The organism is Methylobacter sp. BBA5.1, from assembly GCF_000746145.1.
Taxonomy (GTDB): domain Bacteria; phylum Pseudomonadota; class Gammaproteobacteria; order Methylococcales; family Methylomonadaceae; genus Methylobacter; species Methylobacter marinus.
Window position 1 is genome coordinate 1 of sequence record NZ_JQKS01000045.1, and the last position, 23220, is coordinate 23220.

Here is a 23220-nt window from a genome sequence, read left to right on the forward strand (position 1 = left end):
GCCGGCTTGTCAGACCAGTTTGCTTGGTGACCATAGCGAGCGTGACCCACCCGATCCCATCCCGAACTCGGAAGTGAAACCGCTTAGCGCCGATGATAGTGTGGCGATTTGCCATGCGAAAGTAGGGAATTGCCAAGCGCTTTATCCCAAACCCAGACCTGACGACAGGCCTGGGTTTTTTTTTGTCCGCCAAGCCGCCCCCGCATCGGGCGACTGGCCCGGGCCCGGCTTACGCGGCTCGGGTTTTATACACTTTCAATGCAAATTGCAGGATGCTAATGAGTGAAATTGTTATACTTTCATTTTAAAAAATAGCTGGTTTGGCTTATCCTGATCGCTCGTCACTCAAGTCCGTACCGTTGATTTATGCGCTGTTCAAATAGTAAATACTGGGATTTAGGCTCTCCTGTTGCCGGTATGCTACTTACCCTATCTTTTGCTCCTTTTAATTATGCTTATTTGGCACTTGTAGCATTGAGTTTCTTATTTGCTTCCTGGCAGGATATCACGCCAGGTCGAGCGGCTTTAAGAGGCTATTTATTTGGTTTAGGCTCATACGGCTTAGGAGTGTCTTGGATCTATATCAGCGTCCATGACTTTGGCGGGGCGGGGTTGCTGAGCTCAATTATATTAACAAGCTTGTTTGTAAATGTTTGGTCTCTGTTCCCTGCCTTATGTGGGTATCTTTCGGTAAAACTGATGTTGGCGTCCACAGTTGTTCCACGGCTTTTGGCAGCCCCCTTGATTTGGATACTCATAGAATATATTCGCGGTACTTGGGTACTGAATGGATTTCCGTGGCTGCAAATCGCATATTCTCAATTAGGAACGCCTTTATCTGGCTATATACCTGTCATAGGGGCATATGGCACTGGTCTCTTATTGGCGTTCACTGCATCTATTATCGTCATTTTGATGTATTACAAACGACAGTTTGCATTGTTATCAATGACTGTTTTGGCGTTATGGGGGATAGGTGCCTGGCTGCAGTCTGTAAGATGGACTCAAGCCGTTGGATCTCCCATTAAAGTGTCTTTGATTCAGGGCAATATTTCCCAGGATCAAAAATGGAAGCCGGAAAATAAAATTCGTATCTTGCAAAGATATAAGTCGATGACAGAAGAGCACTGGGATTCGGATGTTATCATTTGGCCTGAAACCGCGGTTCCTGCCTTTCGGGCCGAAGTTAATGAATCATTTTTACTGCCTTTAAGCAAAGAAGCCGAAAAGACTGATACTGATTTGATCGTCAGCGTTCCTGTAAGAGGAAATCTGTCTCATGAAAAATATAATGCGGTGATAACCCTGGGCAAAAATGATGGTATTTACCGGAAAAATCATTTACTGCCGTTTGGAGAATATTTACCGTTACAACCCTTATCCGGTTTTGTATTAAATACGTTAAATATTCAATTAGGCAACTTTTTGCGGGGCGGAACGGATCAGCCTTTATTAAAAGCGGGAGGTTATCTTTTTATAACATCCATTTGTTATGAAGACGCTTTTAGCGAGGTCAATATTCGCGGCTTATCGGATGCCGCTTATCTGGTCAATGTGACGAATGATGCCTGGTTCGGAAACTCACTGGAGCCTCATCAGCATCTGCAAATTGCAAGAATGCGCGCCATGGAAACAGGCCGTTTTTTATTGCGGGCAACAAATACGGGTATAACGGCAATAGTGTCTCCGAATGGAGACATCATCAAACAGGCCCCGCTGTTTGAGGCAGTGGCGATTAGTGAAAATATAACTCCTATGGGTGGGATGACACCTTATGCCGGCGTTGGAGACAAGGTAATTATAAGTGCTATAGGAATCTTGCTTTTAGGACTGATGATATATGACAAGCTGATCTTAAATAAGAAATTTGCAAATTCAAATGTTATGTCTATAGAGGATCGTATCTAACTGTGAAAGCGGGAACGCTATAATGCGACGCTTAAGCCTTTTGCTGGGCTTCAATAAAATGCTCAGGAGTAATGAATCATCTTAACCCCTGAGCAAAAGATTTAATGACCGTGAATTTCTGTGTGTAGTGCTCTGAATTCGTCGGTCAATTTATGATTGGGTGCATAATGGATCAGTGGCCGCGATTCTGTATGCGATTCTCTTACCTTGATTGACGGTGAAATCATGGCTGCCAGTACGGGCAGTCCTTCCGCTACAAGTTCATCAACTAACTGGCGAGGCAAATTCGCCTGTTTTTGAAATTGGTTAACAACGATGCCTTCAATTTCCAGATTCTGGTTATGATCGGCTTTAACTTCTCTTAAGGCCTGCATTAATAAATACAAGGCTTCCCGGGCAAATGTATCGCAATCGAAGGGAATCAGGCACTTATCCGCGGCAATTAAGGCGGATTGGCTGTAGAAGTTGAGAATGGGCGGAGTGTCCATGTAGATGGCGTCGAAACCTTCCAGTTTGTCCAGCGCCTCTTTTAGTTTAAAAATTTTATAGCGCGATTCCAGACGTGCTTGTAAGGGTTCAAGGTCGGGATGGGAAGGGATAACAAACAAATCCGGAAAAGGGGTTTCGTGTATGACATTTTCAAGACCAGAGCCATTATTTCCGAACAGGCCAAGACTCAAGCTGTCCTTAAAAAAGTGAGCAATAGTTTTTTCGCTCTCGCTGACTTTTTTGCCGAGTAGATATTGCGTGGAATTGCCTTGAACATCTAAATCGATGACTAAAGTACGCTTGCCTTCAACGGCACTGATGGCGGCTAAATTGCAGGTAATCGTAGATTTGCCGACACCGCCCTTCTGATTGAAAATGACCCTGCGCATGTTGCTATTTCCCATGGAATCAAATAGATAAAACTCGTATTATAAGGCCTAGGCCAACAATATCAAAGGCGGACAAAAGTTTTACCGTGACAAGCCGGGCATTCGGGAATTTCACTGGTCGATTTAAAGGCAATTTGCTTATCGCATTGATCGCAAACAAACGTGCCAGGCCCTGTGATGTCGCCCGTGTGATAAGTGTTGAGTTCTGCCAGTCGTTCAATTTTTGCAAGTTCAAGGCGGGTTTTATCGGCTAGGCTCAAAAATGCATCCAGTGCGAAGTTTTCAATCAATTCAATATCGAATTTAAACCATTCCGAGAGCGAATCACTATCTTTTTTTTCAGTTAATCCATGCGCTGCATGTTCAATATCACGTTTGACATAACCAGATACCTGATCGATTTCATCTTGGGTCAAGTCAGTGGTTTTTCTGGTTTTTTCCTTCGAAATTTCCAGTGCATCCGCTAAAGAATGAATAGTCTCATCCATGGTTTCATGCAGATGCCTCATGAGCTCGTTATAGGCGGTGATAAATTTATTCTTATTCATGGTCAACTCCTGAAAAATGACACTTTAGATTTAAGCGGCTGTGCGGTATTCTAACGCTTTTGATTGGTAAAAGACGAGAAGGATGCAAGAAAATTATAAGCCGTTGGTTATTGAGCAAGAAGTACAAAAGGTCTGGCAGGATTCGGGGGTATTTAATGTGTCGGAATCCTCGACTCAGGAAAAGTATTATTGCTTATCCATGTTTCCCTATCCCAGCGGTAAACTCCACATGGGGCATGTTCGTAACTATACCATTGGCGATGTGATCAGTCGTTACCAGCGCATGCTAGGCAAAAATGTCATGCAGCCAATGGGCTGGGACGCTTTTGGGCTGCCCGCGGAAAACGCGGCCATGAAGCACGGTGTTCATCCGGCCGATTGGACGTATGAGAATATCGACTATATGCGGGATCAGCTTAAGCGATTGGGATTTGGCTATGATTGGCAGCGGGAAATAGCGACCTGCGATCCAGATTATTACCGCTGGGAACAGTGGTTCTTCATCAAGTTGCTGGAAAAAGGACTGGTCTATAAAAAAACCGCACCGGTCAACTGGTGTCCGCATGATATGACCGTGCTGGCTAATGAGCAGGTTATTGATGGTTGCTGTTGGCGCTGCGACACGCCCGTGGAAAGAAAAGAGATTGCGCAATGGTTCCTGAAGATCACGGACTATGCCGATGAATTACTGCAATCTCTGGAGACACTGGATGGCTGGCCGGATCAGGTCAAGACCATGCAGGCCAACTGGATCGGCCGTTCCGAAGGTGTGGAAATGGATTTTCAAGTGGCGGACATGGAGCAGCCTTTAAGAATTTATACGACCCGGCCTGATACCCTGATGGGGGTCACTTATCTGGCTGTCGCCGCCGAGCATCCGTTAGCGTATAAAGCCGCAGAAAACCAACCGGAACTCATGGCATTCATTAACGAGTGCAAAGTGATGGAAACGTCGGAAGCGGCCATGGAGACGATGGAGAAGCGCGGGGTGGATTCAGGTATCAAAGCCATCCATCCGATTACCGGCGAGCACGTACCTGTCTGGATTGCCAACTTCGTATTAATGGGATACGGCACAGGTGCTGTTATGTCGGTGCCTGCGCATGATCAGCGCGATTTTGAGTTCGCTCAAAAATATGGCATTGCGATCAAGCAGGTGATTTTTGCCAGAGATGGCGAGCAGGCCGATTGTTCCGAGCAGGCCTACATCGCTAAAGGTATCTTGCGCAATTCAGGCGAGTTCGACGGTTTAACATCAGAGCAGGCTTTTACAGCCATTGCGGAAACACTGGAAAAAGCCGGCAAAGGCCAGCGCAAAACCAATTTCCGTCTGCGCGATTGGGGTGTTTCGCGTCAGCGTTACTGGGGCGCGCCGATCCCGGTTATTTATTGCGATGACTGCGGCACGGTGCCGGTTCCCGAAAAGGACCTGCCGGTGGAATTGCCGCGCGATGTGGTGCTGGACGGGTCACAGTCGCCATTGGTGGCGCATCCGACTTTCTCCCATGTGGATTGCCCGGTTTGCGGAAAAGCCGCACGCCGTGAAACCGATACCTTCGATACATTCATGGAATCCTCATGGTATTTTGCCCGCTTCGCAAGCAGCGATAGCGCCAGTAGCATGCTCGATGAAAGGGCCAAATACTGGTTGCCGGTCGATCAATATATCGGCGGTATTGAGCATGCGATCTTGCATTTGCTGTATGCGCGTTTTTATACCAAGCTGTTGCGTGATGAAGGTTTGCTGGTTTGCGATGAACCCTTTAAAAAGCTGTTGACGCAAGGCATGGTGCTGAAGGACGGCAGCAAAATGTCCAAATCCAAGGGCAACACGGTCGATCCTCAGGCCTTGATCGATCAATACGGCGCCGATACCGTGCGCTTGTTCATTATGTTTGCCGCGCCGCCCGAGCAATCCCTGGAGTGGTCCGATAGCGGTGTCGAGGGCTCATTCAGGTTTCTTAAACGGCTCTGGAAACAGGCTTATCTGCATATTAACGCCGGCGGTTCGACCCGGAAAGTTGACAAACAGGCATTAACCGAAGATCAGCAGGCCATGCGTCGTCAGTTGCATCAAACCATCCAGAAAGTAACGGATGATCTTGGCAGACGCTATACCTTTAATACGGCCATCGCGGCTAATATGGAGCTGGTTAACGCGCTGTCCAGATTCAATGATCAGACCGAGAATGGCAAGGCGATTCGACAGGAAACCCTGGAAGCGATTGTATTGATGTTGTCGCCCATGGTGCCGCATATTTGTCATCAGTTATGGCTGGATTTAGGCCATCAGCAGGCCGTTGTCAGCGAGCCCTGGCCGGAAGTGGATGCAACGGCCCTGGAATTGGATTCACTGGAACTGGTGGTTCAGGTAAACGGTAAATTGCGCAGCAAAATTTCCGTTTCTACAACCGCTTCCAAGGATGAAGTGGAAGCCATGGCGCTGAATGATGAAAACGTTAAGCGGTTTATTGAAGACAAGCCGGTCAAAAAGGTCATCATTGTGCCAAAGAAGCTGGTGAATATCGTAGTTTAAGAGAATGGGTGTAATGACAAAAAAATCGCTTATCTTCATGATGGCTTTGTTATTGGGCGCCTGCGGTTATCATCTGCGTGGTGCGCTTGATTTGCCCGAAGGCATGAAGAACGTTTATGTGGACGGTGGTTCGCCGCCGTTGCGAGAGCAATTCAAGCGCGCGTTGAAATCCTCGGCCGGTAAGTTTGCCAATTCGCCGGAAGGAGCCGGCATGATCATTAAAATATTTGGAGAAGATCTAAATCGACGGGCATTGTCTCTGGGTTCCAGGGGTATCGCGAACGAATTCGAACTGTATTATCGATTGGAATATGAACTGCTCGGTTCCGGCAATTCCGTGTTGATGCCGAGGCAGCCGGTTGAAATCAGGCGCGATTACTTCAATGATCAACAGGACGTCATGGCTAAGGATACCGAAGAAGACGTGATCCGTAATGAAATGTATCAACAGGCGGTGCGCACGATAGTGGACCGTGCCCGGGTTGTATTAGAGGCGGACGCAAAATAACATGCGTTTAAAGCCCGAGCAATTAGGCGCCGAGTTGCAAAAGCGCCTGGCGCCTGTCTATTTTATCAGCGGCGACGAATCATTACAGCTTGGCGAGTTGGCCGATGCCGTCAGAAAGGCGGCACGGCAGGCAGGTTTTCTGACGCGCGAGGTTTTCTCCGCTGAGACGGGGTTTGAGTGGAATGATTTGACCGTAGCCGCCGATTCATATTCTATTTTTTCCGATAAAAAAATCCTTGATTTAAGGTTGCCTTCCGGCTCGCCCGGGACAGAGGGATCAAAGGTGTTGACGGCTTATTGTGAGCGATTGCCTGCCGATACGGTTTTGCTCGTTACGGCCGGTAAGCTGGCTGGTGCGGCGTTGAAAACGCGCTGGTTTCAGGCGCTTGATAAAGCCGGGGTTGTTATTCAGGTTTGGCCCCTTGACGGCCCCGATTTAATCCGGTGGCTGCAGCAAAGAATGCAGCGGCGCGGGCTTAATGCGGATCCGGAAGGTCTGAAGATTCTGGCTTCCAGGATTGAAGGCAATTTGCTCGCTGCCGCCCAGGAAGTAGAAAAACTCTATGTGCTTTATGGTTCCGGGCATCTGACTGAACAGCAGATCCTTGATGTCGTGGCGGACAGTTCCCGATACGATGTGTTCAAGCTGATCGATTGCGTACTGGGCGCCAGTATAAAACGTATTTTCAAAGTGCTGCCCGGCCTGCAGGCGGAAGGCGTTGCGGCCCCAGTAGTACTATGGGCGCTCACGCGTGAAGCCAGAACATTGATCAAGATAAAAAGAGAGCTAGCTCAAGGACAAAACAGGGAGTTGGTATTCAAAAAAAATCAGATCTGGGATAAACGTAAATCGCTGGTCGATCATGCGCTGCGCAGACTCAGCGAACAGGATTTGAATGCCGTCCTGCTGTTAAGCGCCAAGGCGGACCGGCAGATCAAAGGACAGCAGCAAGGCGATGCCTGGGAAACGTTACGGATTATTTGCCTGAAGTTTGCCTCAGTCACGGTTATGGCAGATACAGTCTGAACCGGGCGCCGCCCAAACGGCTATCATTGTCGATTTTGATCAAGCCGCGGTTATCGCCGTTTGCATGCATTTGGGCGATGGTTGCGACGAAAATCAGGCCCAGGCCCGTGCTGCCGGTAGCCAGGTCAATCTGCGTGGTTTGCTTTGCATCGGACGAAATAAAACTTTCCGGGTAGCCGGGACCATCGTCTTCGATACAAAAAACCATATAATCGTTATCCCGGCTGGCTGTCAGCAGTATCTGCCGGCGGCAGTAGCGTTGCGCATTATTGACGAGTGTACTGAGGGCATTGACGATCAGCGTCATGTCGCAATAGCAGAACAGGTCTTCGGAACAATCACTGGTCAGTTCAATATTGCTTAACGACAGCAAACTCGATTGCTGGGCGATAACTTCGTTAAAGACGTCGGTGACGGCATGTTCATCGATCGACAGATTAAACGAGAATGAATCAATTTTATAAAGAATCAGTAACTGCATGAGACTGTTGTTCATGCGGTTGGCCTCAAACTCCAGCTGTTCGAACTCCCGGGCGGGAGGCTCCGGACAGGTCCCTTTCAATTGGGCAATCAGGGCTCTGACCGTTGCCAGCGAATTTTTCATGTCATGGATGGACGACGCCAGCAGGGCTGGAAAATTGACTGTCAGTAAGTGAGCGTCCGGCATTACGATTGATGAGAAGTTGATTGCGGGCGGGTGATTTTAGCAAGCGCCATCTGAAGTTCGGTTATTTTATCGTGGGCGATACCTGATTGTCTGGTCTTTTTAATCGCGGCTTCCGTCCTCAGGATTTTTTCCCTGGTGCTGCCGTTGGCTTTGATGTCATAAATCATCACTTTAGCCATATTCAGCAGCATGGTTTTGTTATCGGGCATTTTCGCTAAAGCCTGTTCAAAAAGCGCGAGCGCATCATTAAGTTTGCCCTCCTTGAACAGTCTGACGCCTTGATTATGAATCTCGATCACTTCCTGCCGCGTGCGCTGAATCAGTTTTTTCGCATAATCGCTGTTGTTAAAAGTCGCGCACATCTTTTTGATATCACTCATAAATTCAGGGTCGTCAACATAGGACTTGACCAGTTCGTCAAGAATACGGTCCGATGCCTGATGATCTTCGTTCAAACGACAGACCGTTGCTATTTCCAGGCGCAATTCTTTTGCGATCCGGTTGCCGAATTGCCGGTTTAATTCCAGCATTTTTTCATAGGCTTGCCGGGTTAGCGCCGCATCGCCCATTTTTTGGTAGGCTTCCGTTGCCAGGGCCGCGGCGCGCAGTTCGGCTTCGGGATCATCCGTGAATTGCTGGTGCAATTCTTCCACAACCCGTAAAGCTTCGGCCGTCGCGTTGGTCTTTAAATAAACCTTTGCCAGCCCCGAATAGTCGCTTGAGGATTTATGGATGGAGTGCCGGCCGAGCTTAATGGCGGCTTTATAGGCTTTTTCCGCAATCGCGGTGTTTTCGGTTTTGTCCGCCAGCAGGGCCAGTTTTTTCTGCCTTAAGATGGCCTGAGGGGATAAATCAACGGCCGAATGCGTCGTGTCCAGCGCCTCCAGATTCTCGCCGGCAGCTTCCTGCGCTTTTGCCAGCCAGTCATAGGTTTCCAGCATCATCGGATTTTGATTAAGAACCTGCTGAAAGACATCGATAGCCTGCTCGTGGTTTTTTTCAAGAAAAGCGATAATTCCGAGCCCCTGCCTTGCCCATGGCAGATCCCGTTGCTCGAGGACGTCCAGATAAATTTGCCGGGCGGTGACATAGTCTCCGGTATCGACAGCCAATTCGGCGCGCATTTTCAGTAAAGGCATGCGCATGTTTTTATGATCCTGGCCGAGTCGCTGTTCGCAGTAATGGATCGCCGAGGATAAGTCGCCCTGGTCCGCCGCCCGGGCAATGTCTTCAAAAAAATGCTTGCGCGCGCAGCTTCTCTCCAGGCGATTCAACAATTGCTGCGAGTTAAAGGGCTTGATCAGATATTCGTCAGGCCGGCTGTCCATGGCGCCCAGCACCATGCTCTGGTTCTGTTCGGCGGTGACCATGATAAAGACGGCGCCGACCGGCAGCAGCTTGTTGAACCTGGCCTCTTCCAAAACCTGTTGGCCGTTTTTGCCCGGCCCCAGATTGTAGTCGCACAGAACAATATCGAATTGATCCTGAGTCAAGGCGGCAACAGCGCCGATGCCGTTGTTCGTCTCGACTATATGTTGCGCATGCAGCATGTAAAGCATCTCCATGATGGCTTTGCGCATGGTCGGATTGTCTTCGACTAGCAGGATTTTTTTGAATTCGAGGTTCAGTGTCATAAGTAATCAATTCTAACCAGACATTTATCCGTGTCCAGTTCGGTCTTGAAAAAAATAAATGCGCCCCAATATCATCTGCCATCCCAATTTTTTCATTATCAGGAATAATAAAGATGACTGTTGAAGCAAAAAAAGAAACGCTAGGGTTTGAAACCGAAGTTAAGCACCTTTTACATTTGATGATTCATTCCTTGTACAGTAACAAGGAAATCTTCTTGCGCGAACTGATTTCAAATGCCTCCGATGCAGCAGACAAATTACGATTTCTAGCGCTGTCCAATGACAGTCTCTACGAAGGCGACAGCGAGTTGAAGATCCGGATCGAAGTCGACAAGGAAAAAGGTACCATTACAATCATCGATAACGGCATCGGCATGAATCGTGCGGAAGTACAGGAGCATATCGGCACGATCGCGAAATCCGGTACCAAGCAGTTTTTCGAAGCCTTGACGGGCGATCAGGCCAAAGACAGTGAATTGATCGGCCAGTTCGGCGTCGGTTTCTATTCCGCTTTTATTGTCGCGGACAAAGTGACGCTGACGACGCGCAAAGCTGGCGCGTCGGTAAGTGAAGGCGTGCGCTGGGAGTCGACCGGCGAAGGCGATTACACGCTCGAATCGATAGAAAAACCCCAGCGCGGTACCGAAATCGTCCTGCATCTGAAAGAATCGGAAAGCGAATTCCTGGATGGCTACCGCATCCGCTCCATCGTCAGAAAATTCTCTGATCACATCTCCCTGCCTATCGTCATGGACAAGGAGCCCATGCCATCCGCGACTGAGGAGGGCGAGGAAGAAAAGCCGGCCGTTCCGGAAGAAGAGACCATCAACAGCGCATCGGCATTATGGACGAAAGCCCGCCAGGAAATTTCCGAAAATGATTACAATGAATTCTACAAGCATGTCGGCCACGATTATCAGGATCCGATGGCGTATGTGCACAGCAAAGTGGAAGGTTCCAACGAATATACCCTGTTGCTTTATGTGCCTTCGCATGCCCCGTTCGATCTATGGGACCGGGAAGCCAAGCACGGCGTGAAATTGTATATCCGCAAGGTATTCATCACCGATGACGCCGAACAGTTGATGCCGCGTTATCTGCGCTTTATCCGCGGCATCATCGACGCCAATTCGCTGCCCCTGAACGTGTCGCGTGAGATCCTGCAGCAAAGCAAGCAAATCAGTACCATTAAATCGGGCTCCGTGAAAAAAGTGCTGGGCATGCTGGAAGGCATGGCCAAAAACGAGCCGGAAAAATACGAGAAGTTCTGGTCCGAGTTCGGCACCGTCATGAAAGAAGGCCCTATCGAGGATCATGGCAATAAGGATCGTATCGCCAAACTGTTGCGTTTCGCCTCGACGCATAACGATACCGATAAACAGGATGTGACACTGGAAGATTACGTGAGCCGTATGAAGGAAGGCCAGGAAAAAATCTATTACGTCACGGCGGACAGCTACGCGGCTGCCAAAAACAGCCCGCATCTGGAAATTTTCCGCAAGAAAGGCATCGAAGTGCTGCTGCTTTCGGACCGTATCGATGAATGGCTCGTTTCGCATTTAGGCGAATTTGACGGCAAGCACATGCAGTCCGTGGCCAAGGGCGATCTGGATTTAGGCAAGCTCGAGGACGAAGCGGACAAGAAAGAGCAGGAAGAAGTCAATAAGGACTTTGAATCGGTGCTGAAACAGATCAAGGACGTCCTGGCCGACAAGGTCAGCGAAGTGCGCTTAAGCCACCGCCTGACCGAATCGCCGGCCTGTCTGGTTTCGGATGTTTACGGCATGAGCCTGAACATGGAACGCATCATGAAGGAAGCCGGTCAAGCCATGAACTTTGGTCAAAAGCCCATCTTCGAACTCAACCCGACGCACCCCTTGGTGGCGCGCCTGAAGGACGAGCAGGATGATGAGCGATTTGCGGACCTGACTCACATCCTGTTCGACCAGGCCATCTTAAGCGAAGGCGGACAGCTCGATGATCCGGCCGCCTTTGTTCATAAGTTGAACGGTTTATTGCAGGGACTGTTGCACTGAGGATCAAAAAGGCTGGATAATCTCCAGCCTTTTTTATGCATTAAAGTTGTTTCATGGAATTTAAGTTACTCAATACCGACGGCCACGCCCGTCGCGGCCGGCTCAAATTTGCCCGCGGCATTGTCGAAACCCCGATTTTTATGCCGGTCGGCACTTATGGTGCCGTCAAGTCGTTAACGCCGGAAGATCTGACCGGTATCGGCGCGCAAATCATTCTGGGTAATACGTTCCATTTGATGCTGCGTCCGGGCACTGAGGTCATGAAAATACATGGCGATCTGCACGATTTCATGCGCTGGAACAAACCCATTCTGACCGATTCCGGCGGCTTTCAGGTATTCAGCCTCGGCGCGTTAAGGAAAATTACCGAACAGGGCGTTACCTTCAAATCACCCATCAACGGCAGTTCGATTTTCATGGGGCCAGAAGAATCGATGCAGGTACAGCGTGATCTCGGGTCCGATATCGTCATGATTTTTGATGAATGCACGCCGTACCCGGCGACTGTCCATGAGGCGGCAGATTCCATGCGCCTGTCCTTGCGCTGGGCGGCGCGCAGCAAAAAAGCGCATGGCGACAATGAGTCCGCCCTGTTTGGCATCGTGCAAGGCGGCATGTATGAGCATTTGCGCCAGGAATCGATAGACGGACTGGTCGATATCGGTTTTGACGGCTACGCCATCGGCGGCTTGTCCGTCGGCGAACCGAAAGAGGAAATGATGAACACGCTCGATGTCGTGCATCCTAAAATGCCGGTTGACAAGCCGCGTTATCTGATGGGGGTCGGCACGCCGGAAGACCTGGTTGAAGCGGTCAGACGCGGTATCGATATGTTCGACTGCGTGATGCCGACACGCAATGCCCGGAACGGTCATCTTTTTACCACTAACGGCGTGATAAAAATCAGAAACAGCCAGTATCAATTGGATACCAATCCCCTGGATGAAACCTGCGACTGTTATACTTGCCGCAATTATTCCCGAGCCTATCTGAGGCATCTGGACAAGTGTGGAGAAATGCTGGGCTCCAGGCTCAACACCATTCATAACCTGCATTATTACCTGAGTTTGATGCAGGGTTTGCGCGATGCGATTGAAAGGCAAGAGCTGGATGTTTTTGTCAAGCAATTTTACCAACAACGAGGAAAAGCCGTTCCGACTGTGTCATAATAACGGACTTTTTTATTTACTATAATAACAACCGAGGATAACAATGAGTTTCTTTATTTCTGATGCGTTAGCGGAAGCCGCGGCTCCCGCCGCTCAACAACCCGGTATTGAAGGCATGCTGTTTCCGCTGGGCATACTGGTATTTTTCTATTTTCTGTTTCTGCGTCCGCAAGCCAAGAAAGCCAAAGAACAAAAGCAAATGCTGGCATCGCTTACCAAAGGGGTCGAAGTTGTAACGACAGGCGGTATTCTCGGCAAGATCGTTGATCTGGACGAGAATTTCGTCAAGCTCGAAATCAGCGACAATATTTTTATTCAAGTCCAGCGCCATGCCATTGGCAGCCTGATGCCTAAAGGAACCTATAAAACAATCCTTAGAAAAAACAAGGTTTAACTATCGCATCCTGTATTTAGCGCATAGCTTGTCGGCAAAGTCGATACGACCGACGTCGTTCAATTGATGGAATAACACATGCAAAACCGTTTCCCCCTTTGGAAAAATCTATTGATCCTGATCATTTTCATGATCGGGATTGTTTACGCGTTACCGAATTTGTATGGTGACGATCCTTCCGTTCAGGTCTCATCAACACGAGATACCCAAGTCGCGCAGCAACAGGCGGACCAGGTCGAGTCAGCCATCAAAGCAGCCGGATTTGATATTAAATCGTTTGAGTTTAAGGACGGTCGTGTTTTAGTCCGGTTTAATAATACCGATGACCAGCTCCAGGCAGCGGACCTGCTCAGAGACAAACTGGGAAGCGATTATACGGTGGCGCTGAATCTGGCGCCTGCGACGCCGGGTTGGCTGCAATCATTAGGTGCCGACGCCATGTACCTGGGTCTGGATTTGCGCGGCGGTGTGCATTTTCTGCTTGAAGTGGACATGGATGCGGCCGTCAAGCAGGCGGAAGAACGTTATAACGAAGATGTTCGTCTGGCGCTGAGAGGCGCAAAAATTCATTATCAGTCGGTTTCCAAGGATAATGGCTACATTAAGGTCAAGCTGAAATCAGCCGATGAAAAACCCGCTTTATTGTCCTTACTGAATAAGGATTTCCGCTCACTGGATTTGACCGAGCCGAATGCTCAGGATGAAGTGTGGCTGAAAATTTCCGAAGTCGAGATCCGCGAGATTAAAAAATTCGCCGTGGCGCAGAATATGACCACATTGCGCAACCGGGTCAATGAACTCGGTGTCGCGGAGCCTGTGATTCAACAGCAAGGTGAAAATCGCATCGTCGTGCAATTGCCCGGCGTGCAGGATACGGCGCGCGCCAAGGAAATCCTGGGTACCACGGCGACACTGGAATACCGGCTCGTTGATGTCGAGCATGACGTGCAAAAGGCTGTAAAAGGCCTGGTGCCGGTCGGCAGCCGTTTATATTATGACAAGAGCGGCAATCCCATTCTGTTGGACCGGCGTATCATCGTGACCGGCGACCAGATTGTCGACGCCTCGTCGGGCCTCGACCAGGATGGCCAGCCGTCGGTATCGATTACTCTGAACGGCGTCGGCGCCGCGAAGATGGGCAAAATCACGCAAGCTAATATCGGCAGGCCTATGGCGGTGGTCTTCATTGAATACAAGTCCGAGACCAGAATGGTTAACGGCCAGAAGGTTGTCCGTAAAGAGAAAACCGAGCAGGTGATCAGCGTTGCCACAATCCGTGATGCTTTCAGCAAGCGCTTTCAGACCACCGGACTGGATAGCCCTCAGGAAGCACGCAATCTCGCGCTTCTGCTAAGAGCCGGAGCTCTGGCGGCGCCGGTCGATATCGTGGAGGAACGCACGGTCGGGCCAAGTCTTGGGCAGGATAACATCGATAAAGGTATGATGTCGGTTATGGTGGGTTTTGTCCTGGTGCTGGTATTTATGGCGCTCTATTACAGGCTCTTCGGCATGGTGGCCAATATTGCTCTGGCGTTTAACCTGGTTATTCTGGTGGCTATCTTGTCGATGCTGCAGGCGACGCTGACGTTGCCCGGTATTGCCGGTATCGTGTTGACGGTCGGTATGTCGGTCGATGCCAACGTTCTGATCTTCGAGCGTATTCGTGAGGAAATCAGAAACGGCAATACGCCGCAGTCCAGCATTTTTCTGGGCTATGAAAAAGCGTTCGCGACTATTTTCGATTCCAATTTGACGACTTTACTGACTGCCGTGATGCTGTTCGCGTTTGGCACCGGCTCTGTGAAAGGCTTTGCCGTAACCCTGTCGATTGGTATTCTGACGTCCATGTTTACCGCAACCGTCGGCTCGAGGATGATCATTAACTGGATTTACGGCAACCGCAGGGTTGAGAAACTGTCTATTTAGGCTCTGTAGAGAAGATTAAAACATGTTAAAACAAAATATAGATTTTTTAGGCAGACGCAAAATAGCGCTGATAGTGTCCAGTATCTTGCTGGTCGTTTCGATCGTCTCGCTGGCCGTGCGCGGCCTGCAGTTGGGCATCGATTTTACCGGCGGTACGCTCGTGGAAGTGGGCTACCCGCAAACGGCCGATCTGGCAGCGGTGCGCGGCGCTTTGAATGGAGCCGGCTTCGGCGATGCTTCCGTTCAGCATTACGGCACGACCAAGGATGTCCTGATCCGTCTGAAATCCCAGGAGGGCATCAGCGATAAGGAGTTAAGCACTAAGGTGCTGGAAGCCGTCAATAAGAATACGGCAGAACCCGCGCAATTGCGTCGTGTCGAATTTGTCGGGCCCCAAGTTGGCGATGAGCTGGTTCAAGACGGCGGGCTGGCGTTATTGTTTTCGATGATCGGCATTTTGATCTATGTGGCCTGGCGTTTTGAATACAAGTTTGCTCTGGGTTCGGTGGCCGCATTAGTGCATGACGTTGTCATTACGCTGGGCTTGTTTTCTATTTTGGGTCTGGAATTTGATTCGACCGTATTGGCGGCGATCCTTGCGCTGATCGGTTACTCGCTGAACGACACCATTGTCGTGTTTGACCGTATCCGGGAGAACTTCAGAAAATTCAGAAAAGGCACGTCGGAAGAAATCATGAATGCCTCATTGAATGAAACGCTGAGCCGAACCATTCTGACTTCTTTTACCGTGGTTCTGGTATTGCTTGCCCTGGTATTCCTCGGCGGCGCGATTATTCACAATTTTTCGATTGCACTTTTATTCGGGGTATTTGTCGGAACGTATTCCTCGGTTTTCGTCGCCAGCGCGCTGGCTTTAACCTGGGGAGTCAGTGCCGAGGATTTGATGATACCGGTAAAGGAAGGCGCGGACATCGACCATTTACCTTAAACGGAACAATATTTGCCGGCAATATTTTCAGGCATCTTCGAAATAGCCGGTTTGTTCGGATATAATAAGCCCTTATTAATTTTTATTAACACTCTGGAGTTTTAAAACACATGGCGATAGAACGCACTTTTTCCATCATTAAACCTGACGCGGTAGCAAAAAATGTCATCGGCGAAATATACAGCCGTTTTGAAAAGAACGGTTTACAAATCATTGCCGCCAAAATGGTGCATTTGACTCAAGAACAGGCCGAAGGCTTCTACGCGGAACATAAAGAGCGCGGCTTCTTCAATGATCTGGTGTCGTTCATGATTTCAGGCCCGGTCATGATGCAGGTATTGGAAGGCGAAAACGCGGTGCTGAAAAATCGCGAACTGATGGGCGCCACCAACCCTAAAGAAGCGGCAGCCGGCACGATACGCGCCGACTTCGCCGACAGCATCGATGAAAATGCCGTGCATGGCTCCGATGCACTGGAAACAGCCAAAAGAGAAATCGCTTTCTTTTTCTCGGACAATGAACTCTGTGCACGCACCCGCTAAGCCGAAACGCACCAATCTGCTGAACTTCGACAGAAAAGGCCTCGCGGCTTTTTTTGTCGAGATAGGCGAGAAACCTTTCCGCGCAACGCAGTTGCTTAAATGGATTTATCAGGAAGACGTCCAGGACTTCGACCTGATGACCAATTTAAGCAAATCGTTGCGCGCCTATTTAAATGAACACTGCTGCATAGAAACGCCTGAAATCGTCGTGGAACAAATCGCCACGGATGGTACTTGTAAATGGGCTTTGCAGACCAGTTGCGGTAATCGGGTGGAAACGGTTTTTATTCCGGAGGAGGGGCGCGGTACGCTTTGCGTGTCTTCGCAAGTCGGCTGCGCTTTGGCCTGCTCGTTTTGCTCCACGGCCCAGCAGGGGTTTAACCGTAACCTGACGACCGCCGAAATTATCGGCCAGCTGTTAGTTGCCCAGAAACGCTTAGGTCCCGACAAGCGCATTACCAATGTCGTCATGATGGGCATGGGCGAACCATTGCTGAACTTCGACAACGTCATCGCGGCCGTGAACCTGATGATGGATGATTTTGCCTACGGCCTGTCCAAGCGCCGCGTCACGATCAGCACCTCAGGGGTTGTGCCGGCCATGTATCGGCTGACCGAAGTCTGCGACGTCAGCCTGGCGGTGTCACTGCATGCTGTGACCGATGAGCTAAGGGACGAACTGGTTCCCATCAATAAAAAATACCCGCTCAAGGAACTGATGGCGGCCTGTAGGGAAAATGTCAAGATTGCGCCGCGCCGCAAAATCACCTTTGAATACGTGATGCTGGACGGCATTAATGACTCGGTGCAGGATGCGCGCGGATTGATTAAATTATTGAAAAGCGTCCCGTCAAAACTGAATCTGATACCATTCAATCCTTTTCCGAATTCACCTTACCGGTGTTCCAGCAACGAGACGATCAACCGTTTCAGAATGCTCCTGAACGAGGCCGGAATCGTCACCACGGTCAGGCGTACGCGCGGTGAGGATATCGATGCCGCGTGCGGTCAGCTTGTCGGAAAAGTCGAGGATAAAAGCCGCAGGCACCTGAAAATCAAACCAGCGAGTTCCGAACGTGCAGCCTGAATCAAGCAAAGCCATCAAAATTGTTAGCGTCATCCTGCTGGCGTCGGCATTAAACGCCTGCGCCGGAACGGGAAAAAGCGCTAAGGACCGTGAATCCGCCGAGGTCTATTTACAGCTGGGCGTACGCTATATGGGGCTGAACAAGCTCGAGCTGGCGAAAGAAAATCTGCTGATGGCGCTGAAGAAAGATTCGCACAATGCCAAAGTCCACAATGCGCTGGCTTTTCTGTACGAAAAAATCAATTTGTATGATGATGCCCGCGAGCATTATGAGACGGCACTGGATCTGGCGCCCGATGATTCGGGAGGACAAAACAACTATGGCCGTTTTCTTTGCGAACGCGGCCAGTTTGAGGAAGGCGTCGCCTTATTGTCCCGTGCCGCCGCCATGCCGTTAAATGAGCGGCCGTGGATGGCGTTGACCAATCTCGGGCGCTGCCAGGTCAGCATGGGGCAGCCGCAAGAAGCCGCTGTTTCTTTCCGCAAGGCATTGGAAGCGCACGCGGCCTATGCTCCGGCTTTGCTGGAAATGCAAAAAATCAGCTATAAAAGCGGTGAGTTCTGGGCCGCGAAAGGCTATTTTCAGCGCTATGCCAATATCGCCCCTCCCACATCCGAAACCTTATGGTATGCGATGCAGACAGAGCGCGCGCTAGGCAACCGGGAGCCGGCCGAAGACTACCGGCAGCAATTATTCGAAAAATTCCCCTTCTCAGACGAAGCAAAAAAGACTAAGCCCGCTCAACGGTAACGGGCTGTATCATACACATGGCAAATAACATTCAAGCAATTCGCGGGATGCATGATGTGCTTCCCGAACAGGCGCCGCTCTGGCAATACGCGGAACAAATCATCAGAGACGTACTCGGCGCTTATGGCTATAGCGAAATCCGACTGCCTATCGTGGAAAAAACGGAGCTTTTCAAGCGCTCTATCGGTGAAGTGACCGATATCGTCGAAAAGGAAATGTATACATTTGAAGACAGGAACGGCGATTCGCTGACCTTGCGGCCGGAAGGGACGGCCGGCTGCCTCAGGGCCTGTTTGGAGCATGGCATGCTGCATAACCAGGTGCACCGGTTATGGTATTACGGACCTATGTACCGCCATGAGCGCCCGCAGAAAGGCCGTTATCGCCAGTTTTTCCAGCTGGGCGTGGAAACCTATGGCATGGCCGGTCCCGATATCGATGCCGAACTGATTCTGATCATCGACCGGTTATGGAAAAAACTCGGTATCCGCGACAAGGTTCGGTTGCAGCTCAATTCGCTCGGCACGATTGCCGAGCGGGCGCTTTACCGGGAAAGCCTGGTTACCTATTTCCAGGGACATCTGGACCAGTTGGATGAGGACAGCCTGCGCCGCCTGAACACCAATCCGCTGCGCATTCTCGATACCAAGAACCCGGCCATGAAAGCAGTCGTCGCCAATGCCCCGGAATTGATGGACTACCTGGGCGATGACAGCCGCGATCACTTTAATACGTTTACCGCCATGCTCGATGATCTCGGTATCGCGTACGAACTTAACTCCAGACTGGTGCGTGGTCTCGATTATTACGGCAAGACTGTTTTCGAATGGGTGACCGATGAGCTGGGCGCGCAAGGCACGGTTTGCGCGGGCGGCCGTTATGACGGCCTGATCGAGCAACTGGGCGGCAAGTCCAATTACGCGGTAGGCTTTGCCATGGGTATGGAACGGTTATTGGCCTTGATGGAAACGCTGGAGAATGTGCCGGTGGCAAAACCCGTCAATGTCTATATGATCCGCGTCGGCGAAACCGCCGAAAGAGCGGGGCTGCGATTTGCCGAAGCGCTCCGGAATGAAGTTCCGGCGATGAAGCTGCAGATGCATTGCGGCGGCGGCAGTTTCAAAAGCCAGTTCAAGAAAGCCGATAAAACAGGCGCCGACTATGCCATCATCCTGGGCGATGATGAAGTCAGCCGCGGCGAAGTCGGCATCAAATCCTTACGGCATGAGCAGGAGCAGCAGACCCTATCCCAGCCGCAGGCCATTGCGTTTTTTAAAGAGCATCTGTAATCCCGGCAGACTCGGACAGTATCTGGCGGGCAATAACTTACCGTTTCATTAATATCAAACAAGAGAAAGCACGTGGCAATTTACGATACAGAAGAAGAACAGGTAGAAGCGTTAAAAAGATGGTGGAAGGAAAATGGCACGTCGACCATTGCCGGCCTGGTAGTGGGTATCGCGCTTATTCTGGGCTGGAATTATTGGCGAAGCCATAATAAGGAACAGGCGGCGCAAGCTTCCGCCCTGTACGACCAACTATTGACGGCGACGGATGCCGGCAACAAGGAATCCGCCGAAAAACTGGCTGAACGCACGAAAGAGCAGTTCGGCACTACCAAATATGCGTTATACAGCGGCCTGGTGCAGGCAAAACTGAAAGTCCAGCAGGGCGATCTGGCCGCGGCCAAGCAGATCCTGGAAGGACTTGCGGCAAAATCGGATGACGAATTGAGCCACATCGCACGGATCAGGCTGGTGCGCCTGATGTTGGCGACTGGTGAGCATGAGCAGGGACTGGAGGTCATCAACAAAGTGGACCCTGCCTCATCGTCCGGTTTTTCGGTCACTTACGACGAGCTGCTGGGTGACTTATACGTCGCGCTGGATCGCCGGGCTGAAGCGCGCACGGCTTATCAGAATGCGTTAAGAAATGGATCACAGTCGCCCTTGTTACAACTGAAAATCGATGATTTGACCGCTCCAGAAATCATACAAACTCAAAAATAATGCGCCTGATTACGCTGCTATTGACTTGTTTTGTATTGACCGGCTGTGCGGCATTGAACACCGTTAGCGATTCGGTTGCAGGACTGACCGATTATTTTACCGGCGGCGAGGACAATACCGACCCGCCGACCGAACTGACTGAACTCACGCCTGAGATCGAGATCGATGTGCTGTGGAAGAAAACTGTCGGCGACGGGGCGAACGGGCATGCCTTGAAGCTTGTGCCGGCCGCCGGCTACGGGGCAATACTGGTCGCGGATAGAGATGGGCTGGTACAGTCCAGGGATTTAAATTCCGGCGACCTGAACTGGGAAGCGGAAACCGAGTTTGACTTTTCCGGCGGTCCGGGCCTGGGGAACGGCACGGTTGTTCTAGGCACCAGCGACGCCGAAGTCGTCGCCTTAAACCTTGAAAATGGCGAATTGCTCTGGACTGCCGGCGTCTCCAGCGAAGTGCTTTCGGTGCCCGCCATTGCCCAGGGCGTGGTCGTCGTTCGTACGATTGACGGAACCGTCACGGCGCTCGACGAGAAAAACGGCGACAGGTTATGGAGCTACGAGCAGGCCATGCCGGCACTCAGCGTGCGCGGAACCGGCTCATTGCTGATCAGTGGAGACAATGTCGTGGGCGGCTATGACAATGGCAAATTGATCGCTTTACGCCTGGCGGACGGCAAGCATGTCTGGGAAACCAGCGTCGTGATTCCCTCCGGCCGCTCGGAAGTGGAAAGGCTGGTCGATCTTGACGTTGATCCGATAGAAACCGACGGCGTCATTTATATTGCCAGTTACCAGAGCGGGATAGCCGCGGCTCTGGCGCTGGACGGCGACGTGATCTGGCGTAACGAGACGATTTCGTCTTCTTCGGGCATGGCCAATGACTGGCGCTATTTATATTTGACGGATTCGAAAAGCGATGTCTGGCAACTGGACCAGCGCAGCGGCGCCTCATTATGGAAGCAGAAGGAACTGCATCAAAGAAAATTAACTGCGCCGGCCACGTATGAGAGTTATGTCGTGGTCGGTGATCTGGAAGGTTATGTGCATTGGCTATCCACCAATGACGGCAGGCAACTGGCTCGTGTACAGGTGGCTGACAGCGCCATGGATGCCAAGCCCCTCGTGGTGGATAATACCGTTTACGTTTACGCAAAAGACGGCACGCTTGCCGCTTTAAAAGCCCGGTCCTTATAGAAAATATGCTACCTGTTATAGCCCTTGTCGGGCGCCCTAATGTTGGCAAGTCGACATTATTCAATTACTTGACACGCAGCCGCGAGGCACTGGTGGCCGATTATCCGGGCCTCACCCGGGACAGGCAATACGGCCGCGTCAAGCGCGGCGACCGCGCCTGCCTGGTTGTCGATACCGGCGGTATAGCCGATGATGCGGACGGCATAGACAGCTGCGCGAGAAAACAGGTGCAAATCGCGCTTGATGAGGCTGATATCATTTTCTTCATGGTCGACGCGCGTGAAGGGCTTAACGCCTCCGATCAGGTTATCGCCGATATGCTCAGAAAGCTGAATAAGCCCGTTATCCTGGTCACCAACAAAGTCGACGGCATCCATGGCGACATGGCGGCGGCCGATTTCCATTCGCTGGCGCTGGGCGAGCCGGTGCAAATTGCCGCGACGCATGGGCGAGGCGTGCCTGAATTACTGGCGCGCGCCGACCAATTGCTGCCGCCGCCCGATAAAGAAGCCGAAGACCTGCGCGACGGCATCAGCGGTATCGGTATCGCCGTCGTCGGAAGGCCCAATGTCGGCAAGTCCACGCTGGTCAACCGGCTGCTGGGGGAAGAGCGCGTGGTCGTGTTCGATGAGCCCGGTACGACGCGCGACAGTGTCTATATTCCGTTTGAGCGCAACGGCAAGATGTTCACGCTGATCGATACGGCCGGCATGCGCAGGCGCTCGAAAGTGTCCCTGGGGATTGAAAAATTCAGCGTCATCAAATCGTTGCAGGCGATCGAAAAAGCCAATGTCGTCATCTACCTGATCGATGCCAGCGAAGGCATCACCGACCAGGATGCGCATTTGCTGGGTCTCGTGCTGGAAGCCGGCAGAGCCTTGATTATCGGCCTGAATAAATGGGATGGCCTGACAATCGAGCAGAAGGAAACGGTCAGGCGGCAAATGGATGTCAAATTGTCGTTTCTGGAATTCGCCGAAAAACATCCGATCTCGGCGTTGCACGGCAGCGGCGTCGGCAAACTGTTCGATGTCGTGCATACCCTGTACGACTCGGCCATGCTCGATATGGGCACGCCAGTGCTGACGCGGATCCTGAAAGAAGCGACCGACGCGCATCAGCCGCCTTTGGTGAACGGGCGCCGGATCAAGCTCAAATATGCCCATCAGGGCGGGCGCAATCCGCCTGTCGTGGTCATACACGGCGCTCAGACCGATGTACTGCCGAATGCCTATAAGCGCTATTTAATGAACTATTTTCGCGACAAACTGGGTCTGAAAGGGACGCCTATCCGTCTCGAGTTCAAATCGCCGGTCAATCCCTTCCACGGCAAGAAAAACCAACTGACCGAGCGGCAGGTGCAAAAACGCAAACGGCTGGTCAGGCATACCAAAGGCAAGAAGTGATCCGGGGCCGGCCGGCTCAGCCGGCGGGCCTCCTACGTGAAGCCGTAGGAGG

The 23220-nt window shown here is 51.0% G+C and carries 20 protein-coding genes and 1 rRNA gene; 17 read left to right on the forward strand and 4 right to left on the reverse strand.

Going from position 1 to position 23220, the window contains the following annotated elements; all coding sequences use genetic code 11:
• The first annotated feature begins 22 nt into the window (after positions 1 to 22).
• A 5S ribosomal RNA gene (gene rrf, locus EK22_RS20075) occupies positions 23 to 138 on the forward strand.
• A 228-nt stretch (positions 139 to 366) separates the two neighbouring features.
• Positions 367 to 1908 carry an apolipoprotein N-acyltransferase gene (gene lnt / locus EK22_RS20080; RefSeq protein WP_051954682.1) on the forward strand — a complete coding sequence of 514 codons (1542 nt, stop codon included), beginning with the start codon at positions 367 to 369 and terminating at the stop codon, positions 1906 to 1908.
• Positions 1909 to 2009: 101 nt separating this feature from the next.
• Here the strand turns inward: lnt and EK22_RS20085 are convergent, their stop codons facing one another.
• Positions 2010 to 2786 carry a ParA family protein gene (locus EK22_RS20085; protein WP_027147310.1) on the reverse strand — a complete coding sequence of 259 codons (777 nt, stop codon included), beginning with the start codon at positions 2784 to 2786 and terminating at the stop codon, positions 2010 to 2012.
• 62 nt (positions 2787 to 2848) lie between these two features.
• Complete coding sequence (locus EK22_RS20090) at positions 2849 to 3334, reverse strand: zinc ribbon-containing protein (RefSeq protein ID WP_020159570.1); 486 nt, start codon at positions 3332 to 3334, stop codon at positions 2849 to 2851.
• A gap of 82 nt (positions 3335 to 3416) precedes the next feature.
• Between EK22_RS20090 and leuS the strand changes: the two genes are divergently transcribed.
• The 3 genes from leuS to holA are packed head-to-tail and all read left to right on the forward strand — an operon-like array spanning position 3417 to position 7405.
• Positions 3417 to 5870: a leucine--tRNA ligase gene (leuS, locus tag EK22_RS20095; protein ID WP_036253929.1), complete on the forward strand. Its 2454-nt coding sequence runs from the start codon at positions 3417 to 3419 to the stop codon at positions 5868 to 5870.
• A gap of 13 nt (positions 5871 to 5883) precedes the next feature.
• On the forward strand, positions 5884 to 6378 hold the full coding sequence (lptE, locus tag EK22_RS20100; RefSeq protein ID WP_020159572.1) for an LPS-assembly lipoprotein LptE: 495 nt from the start codon (positions 5884 to 5886) through the stop codon (positions 6376 to 6378).
• Position 6379: 1 nt separating this feature from the next.
• Positions 6380 to 7405, forward strand: coding sequence for a DNA polymerase III subunit delta (gene holA / locus EK22_RS20105; RefSeq protein ID WP_020159573.1), 1026 nt, complete (start codon positions 6380 to 6382; stop codon positions 7403 to 7405).
• Here the strand turns inward: holA and EK22_RS20110 are convergent.
• Entirely contained in the window at positions 7386 to 8072 is a 687-nt protein-coding gene (locus EK22_RS20110) for a sensor histidine kinase (RefSeq protein ID WP_036253931.1), read from the reverse strand. The genes holA and EK22_RS20110 overlap by 20 nt on opposite strands.
• The gene (locus tag EK22_RS20115) at positions 8072 to 9706 is read right to left on the reverse strand and encodes a tetratricopeptide repeat-containing response regulator (RefSeq protein WP_036253932.1); all 1635 of its coding nucleotides are present in this window, start codon (positions 9704 to 9706) and stop codon (positions 8072 to 8074) included. Before EK22_RS20115 ends, EK22_RS20110 begins: the two co-directional genes overlap by 1 nt.
• 113 nt (positions 9707 to 9819) lie before the next feature.
• Here EK22_RS20115 and htpG point away from each other — a divergent pair, with 113 nt between their 5' ends.
• From htpG to der, 12 genes are all read left to right on the forward strand, one after another.
• Complete coding sequence (gene htpG / locus EK22_RS20120; RefSeq protein ID WP_036253934.1) at positions 9820 to 11742, forward strand: molecular chaperone HtpG; 1923 nt, start codon at positions 9820 to 9822, stop codon at positions 11740 to 11742.
• A gap of 53 nt (positions 11743 to 11795) precedes the next feature.
• Positions 11796 to 12911, forward strand: coding sequence for a tRNA guanosine(34) transglycosylase Tgt (gene tgt, locus EK22_RS20125; protein ID WP_036253936.1), 1116 nt, complete (start codon positions 11796 to 11798; stop codon positions 12909 to 12911).
• A 43-nt stretch (positions 12912 to 12954) separates the two neighbouring features.
• Positions 12955 to 13305 carry a preprotein translocase subunit YajC gene (yajC, locus tag EK22_RS20130; protein WP_081917994.1) on the forward strand — a complete coding sequence of 117 codons (351 nt, stop codon included), beginning with the start codon at positions 12955 to 12957 and terminating at the stop codon, positions 13303 to 13305.
• Between the two features lie 78 nt (positions 13306 to 13383).
• Positions 13384 to 15231 carry a protein translocase subunit SecD gene (gene secD / locus EK22_RS20135; RefSeq protein ID WP_036253940.1) on the forward strand — a complete coding sequence of 616 codons (1848 nt, stop codon included), beginning with the start codon at positions 13384 to 13386 and terminating at the stop codon, positions 15229 to 15231.
• A gap of 22 nt (positions 15232 to 15253) precedes the next feature.
• Positions 15254 to 16180 (forward strand): protein translocase subunit SecF, encoded by a 927-nt coding sequence (secF, locus tag EK22_RS20140; protein ID WP_036253942.1) that lies wholly within the window; start codon positions 15254 to 15256, stop codon positions 16178 to 16180.
• 110 nt (positions 16181 to 16290) lie between these two features.
• Positions 16291 to 16722 (forward strand): nucleoside-diphosphate kinase, encoded by a 432-nt coding sequence (gene ndk / locus EK22_RS20145; protein ID WP_036253944.1) that lies wholly within the window; start codon positions 16291 to 16293, stop codon positions 16720 to 16722.
• Positions 16697 to 17809 (forward strand): dual-specificity RNA methyltransferase RlmN, encoded by a 1113-nt coding sequence (gene rlmN, locus EK22_RS20150; RefSeq protein WP_036253946.1) that lies wholly within the window; start codon positions 16697 to 16699, stop codon positions 17807 to 17809. Before ndk ends, rlmN begins: the two co-directional genes overlap by 26 nt.
• Positions 17799 to 18560, forward strand: a complete 762-nt coding sequence (gene pilW / locus EK22_RS20155; protein WP_051961994.1) for a type IV pilus biogenesis/stability protein PilW — start codon at positions 17799 to 17801, stop codon at positions 18558 to 18560. Before rlmN ends, pilW begins: the two co-directional genes overlap by 11 nt.
• 17 nt (positions 18561 to 18577) lie before the next feature.
• Positions 18578 to 19849, forward strand: coding sequence for a histidine--tRNA ligase (gene hisS, locus EK22_RS20160; protein ID WP_036253948.1), 1272 nt, complete (start codon positions 18578 to 18580; stop codon positions 19847 to 19849).
• Between the two features lie 72 nt (positions 19850 to 19921).
• Positions 19922 to 20569: a YfgM family protein gene (locus EK22_RS20165; RefSeq protein ID WP_036253950.1), complete on the forward strand. Its 648-nt coding sequence runs from the start codon at positions 19922 to 19924 to the stop codon at positions 20567 to 20569.
• Complete coding sequence (gene bamB / locus EK22_RS20170; RefSeq protein WP_051961995.1) at positions 20569 to 21762, forward strand: outer membrane protein assembly factor BamB; 1194 nt, start codon at positions 20569 to 20571, stop codon at positions 21760 to 21762. The genes EK22_RS20165 and bamB overlap by 1 nt, the downstream gene beginning before the upstream one ends.
• A gap of 5 nt (positions 21763 to 21767) precedes the next feature.
• On the forward strand, positions 21768 to 23168 hold the full coding sequence (gene der / locus EK22_RS20175) for a ribosome biogenesis GTPase Der (protein ID WP_036253954.1): 1401 nt from the start codon (positions 21768 to 21770) through the stop codon (positions 23166 to 23168).
• The last annotated feature ends 52 nt before the right edge of the window (positions 23169 to 23220 follow it).

Excerpts from the sequence above, each read along its gene's own strand:
- ndk (WP_036253944.1), top strand. The coding sequence starts at position 16,291 with ATGGCGATAGAACGCACTTTTTCCATCATTAAACCTGACGCGGTAGCA.
- EK22_RS20110 (WP_036253931.1), bottom strand. The coding sequence starts at position 8,072 with ATGCCGGACGCTCACTTACTGACAGTCAATTTTCCAGCCCTGCTGGCG.
- yajC (WP_081917994.1), top strand. The coding sequence starts at position 12,955 with ATGAGTTTCTTTATTTCTGATGCGTTAGCGGAAGCCGCGGCTCCCGCC.
- hisS (WP_036253948.1), top strand. The coding sequence starts at position 18,578 with ATGGCAAATAACATTCAAGCAATTCGCGGGATGCATGATGTGCTTCCC.
- EK22_RS20090 (WP_020159570.1), bottom strand. The coding sequence starts at position 3,334 with ATGAATAAGAATAAATTTATCACCGCCTATAACGAGCTCATGAGGCAT.
- secD (WP_036253940.1), top strand. The coding sequence starts at position 13,384 with ATGCAAAACCGTTTCCCCCTTTGGAAAAATCTATTGATCCTGATCATT.
- lptE (WP_020159572.1), top strand. The coding sequence starts at position 5,884 with ATGACAAAAAAATCGCTTATCTTCATGATGGCTTTGTTATTGGGCGCC.
- secF (WP_036253942.1), top strand. The coding sequence starts at position 15,254 with ATGTTAAAACAAAATATAGATTTTTTAGGCAGACGCAAAATAGCGCTG.
- bamB (WP_051961995.1), top strand. The coding sequence starts at position 20,569 with ATGCGCCTGATTACGCTGCTATTGACTTGTTTTGTATTGACCGGCTGT.
- leuS (WP_036253929.1), top strand. The coding sequence starts at position 3,417 with ATGCAAGAAAATTATAAGCCGTTGGTTATTGAGCAAGAAGTACAAAAG.
- holA (WP_020159573.1), top strand. The coding sequence starts at position 6,380 with ATGCGTTTAAAGCCCGAGCAATTAGGCGCCGAGTTGCAAAAGCGCCTG.
- EK22_RS20085 (WP_027147310.1), bottom strand. The coding sequence starts at position 2,786 with ATGCGCAGGGTCATTTTCAATCAGAAGGGCGGTGTCGGCAAATCTACG.
- htpG (WP_036253934.1), top strand. The coding sequence starts at position 9,820 with ATGACTGTTGAAGCAAAAAAAGAAACGCTAGGGTTTGAAACCGAAGTT.
- tgt (WP_036253936.1), top strand. The coding sequence starts at position 11,796 with ATGGAATTTAAGTTACTCAATACCGACGGCCACGCCCGTCGCGGCCGG.
- rlmN (WP_036253946.1), top strand. The coding sequence starts at position 16,697 with ATGAACTCTGTGCACGCACCCGCTAAGCCGAAACGCACCAATCTGCTG.
- lnt (WP_051954682.1), top strand. The coding sequence starts at position 367 with ATGCGCTGTTCAAATAGTAAATACTGGGATTTAGGCTCTCCTGTTGCC.
- EK22_RS20115 (WP_036253932.1), bottom strand. The coding sequence starts at position 9,706 with ATGACACTGAACCTCGAATTCAAAAAAATCCTGCTAGTCGAAGACAAT.
- der (WP_036253954.1), top strand. The coding sequence starts at position 21,768 with ATGCTACCTGTTATAGCCCTTGTCGGGCGCCCTAATGTTGGCAAGTCG.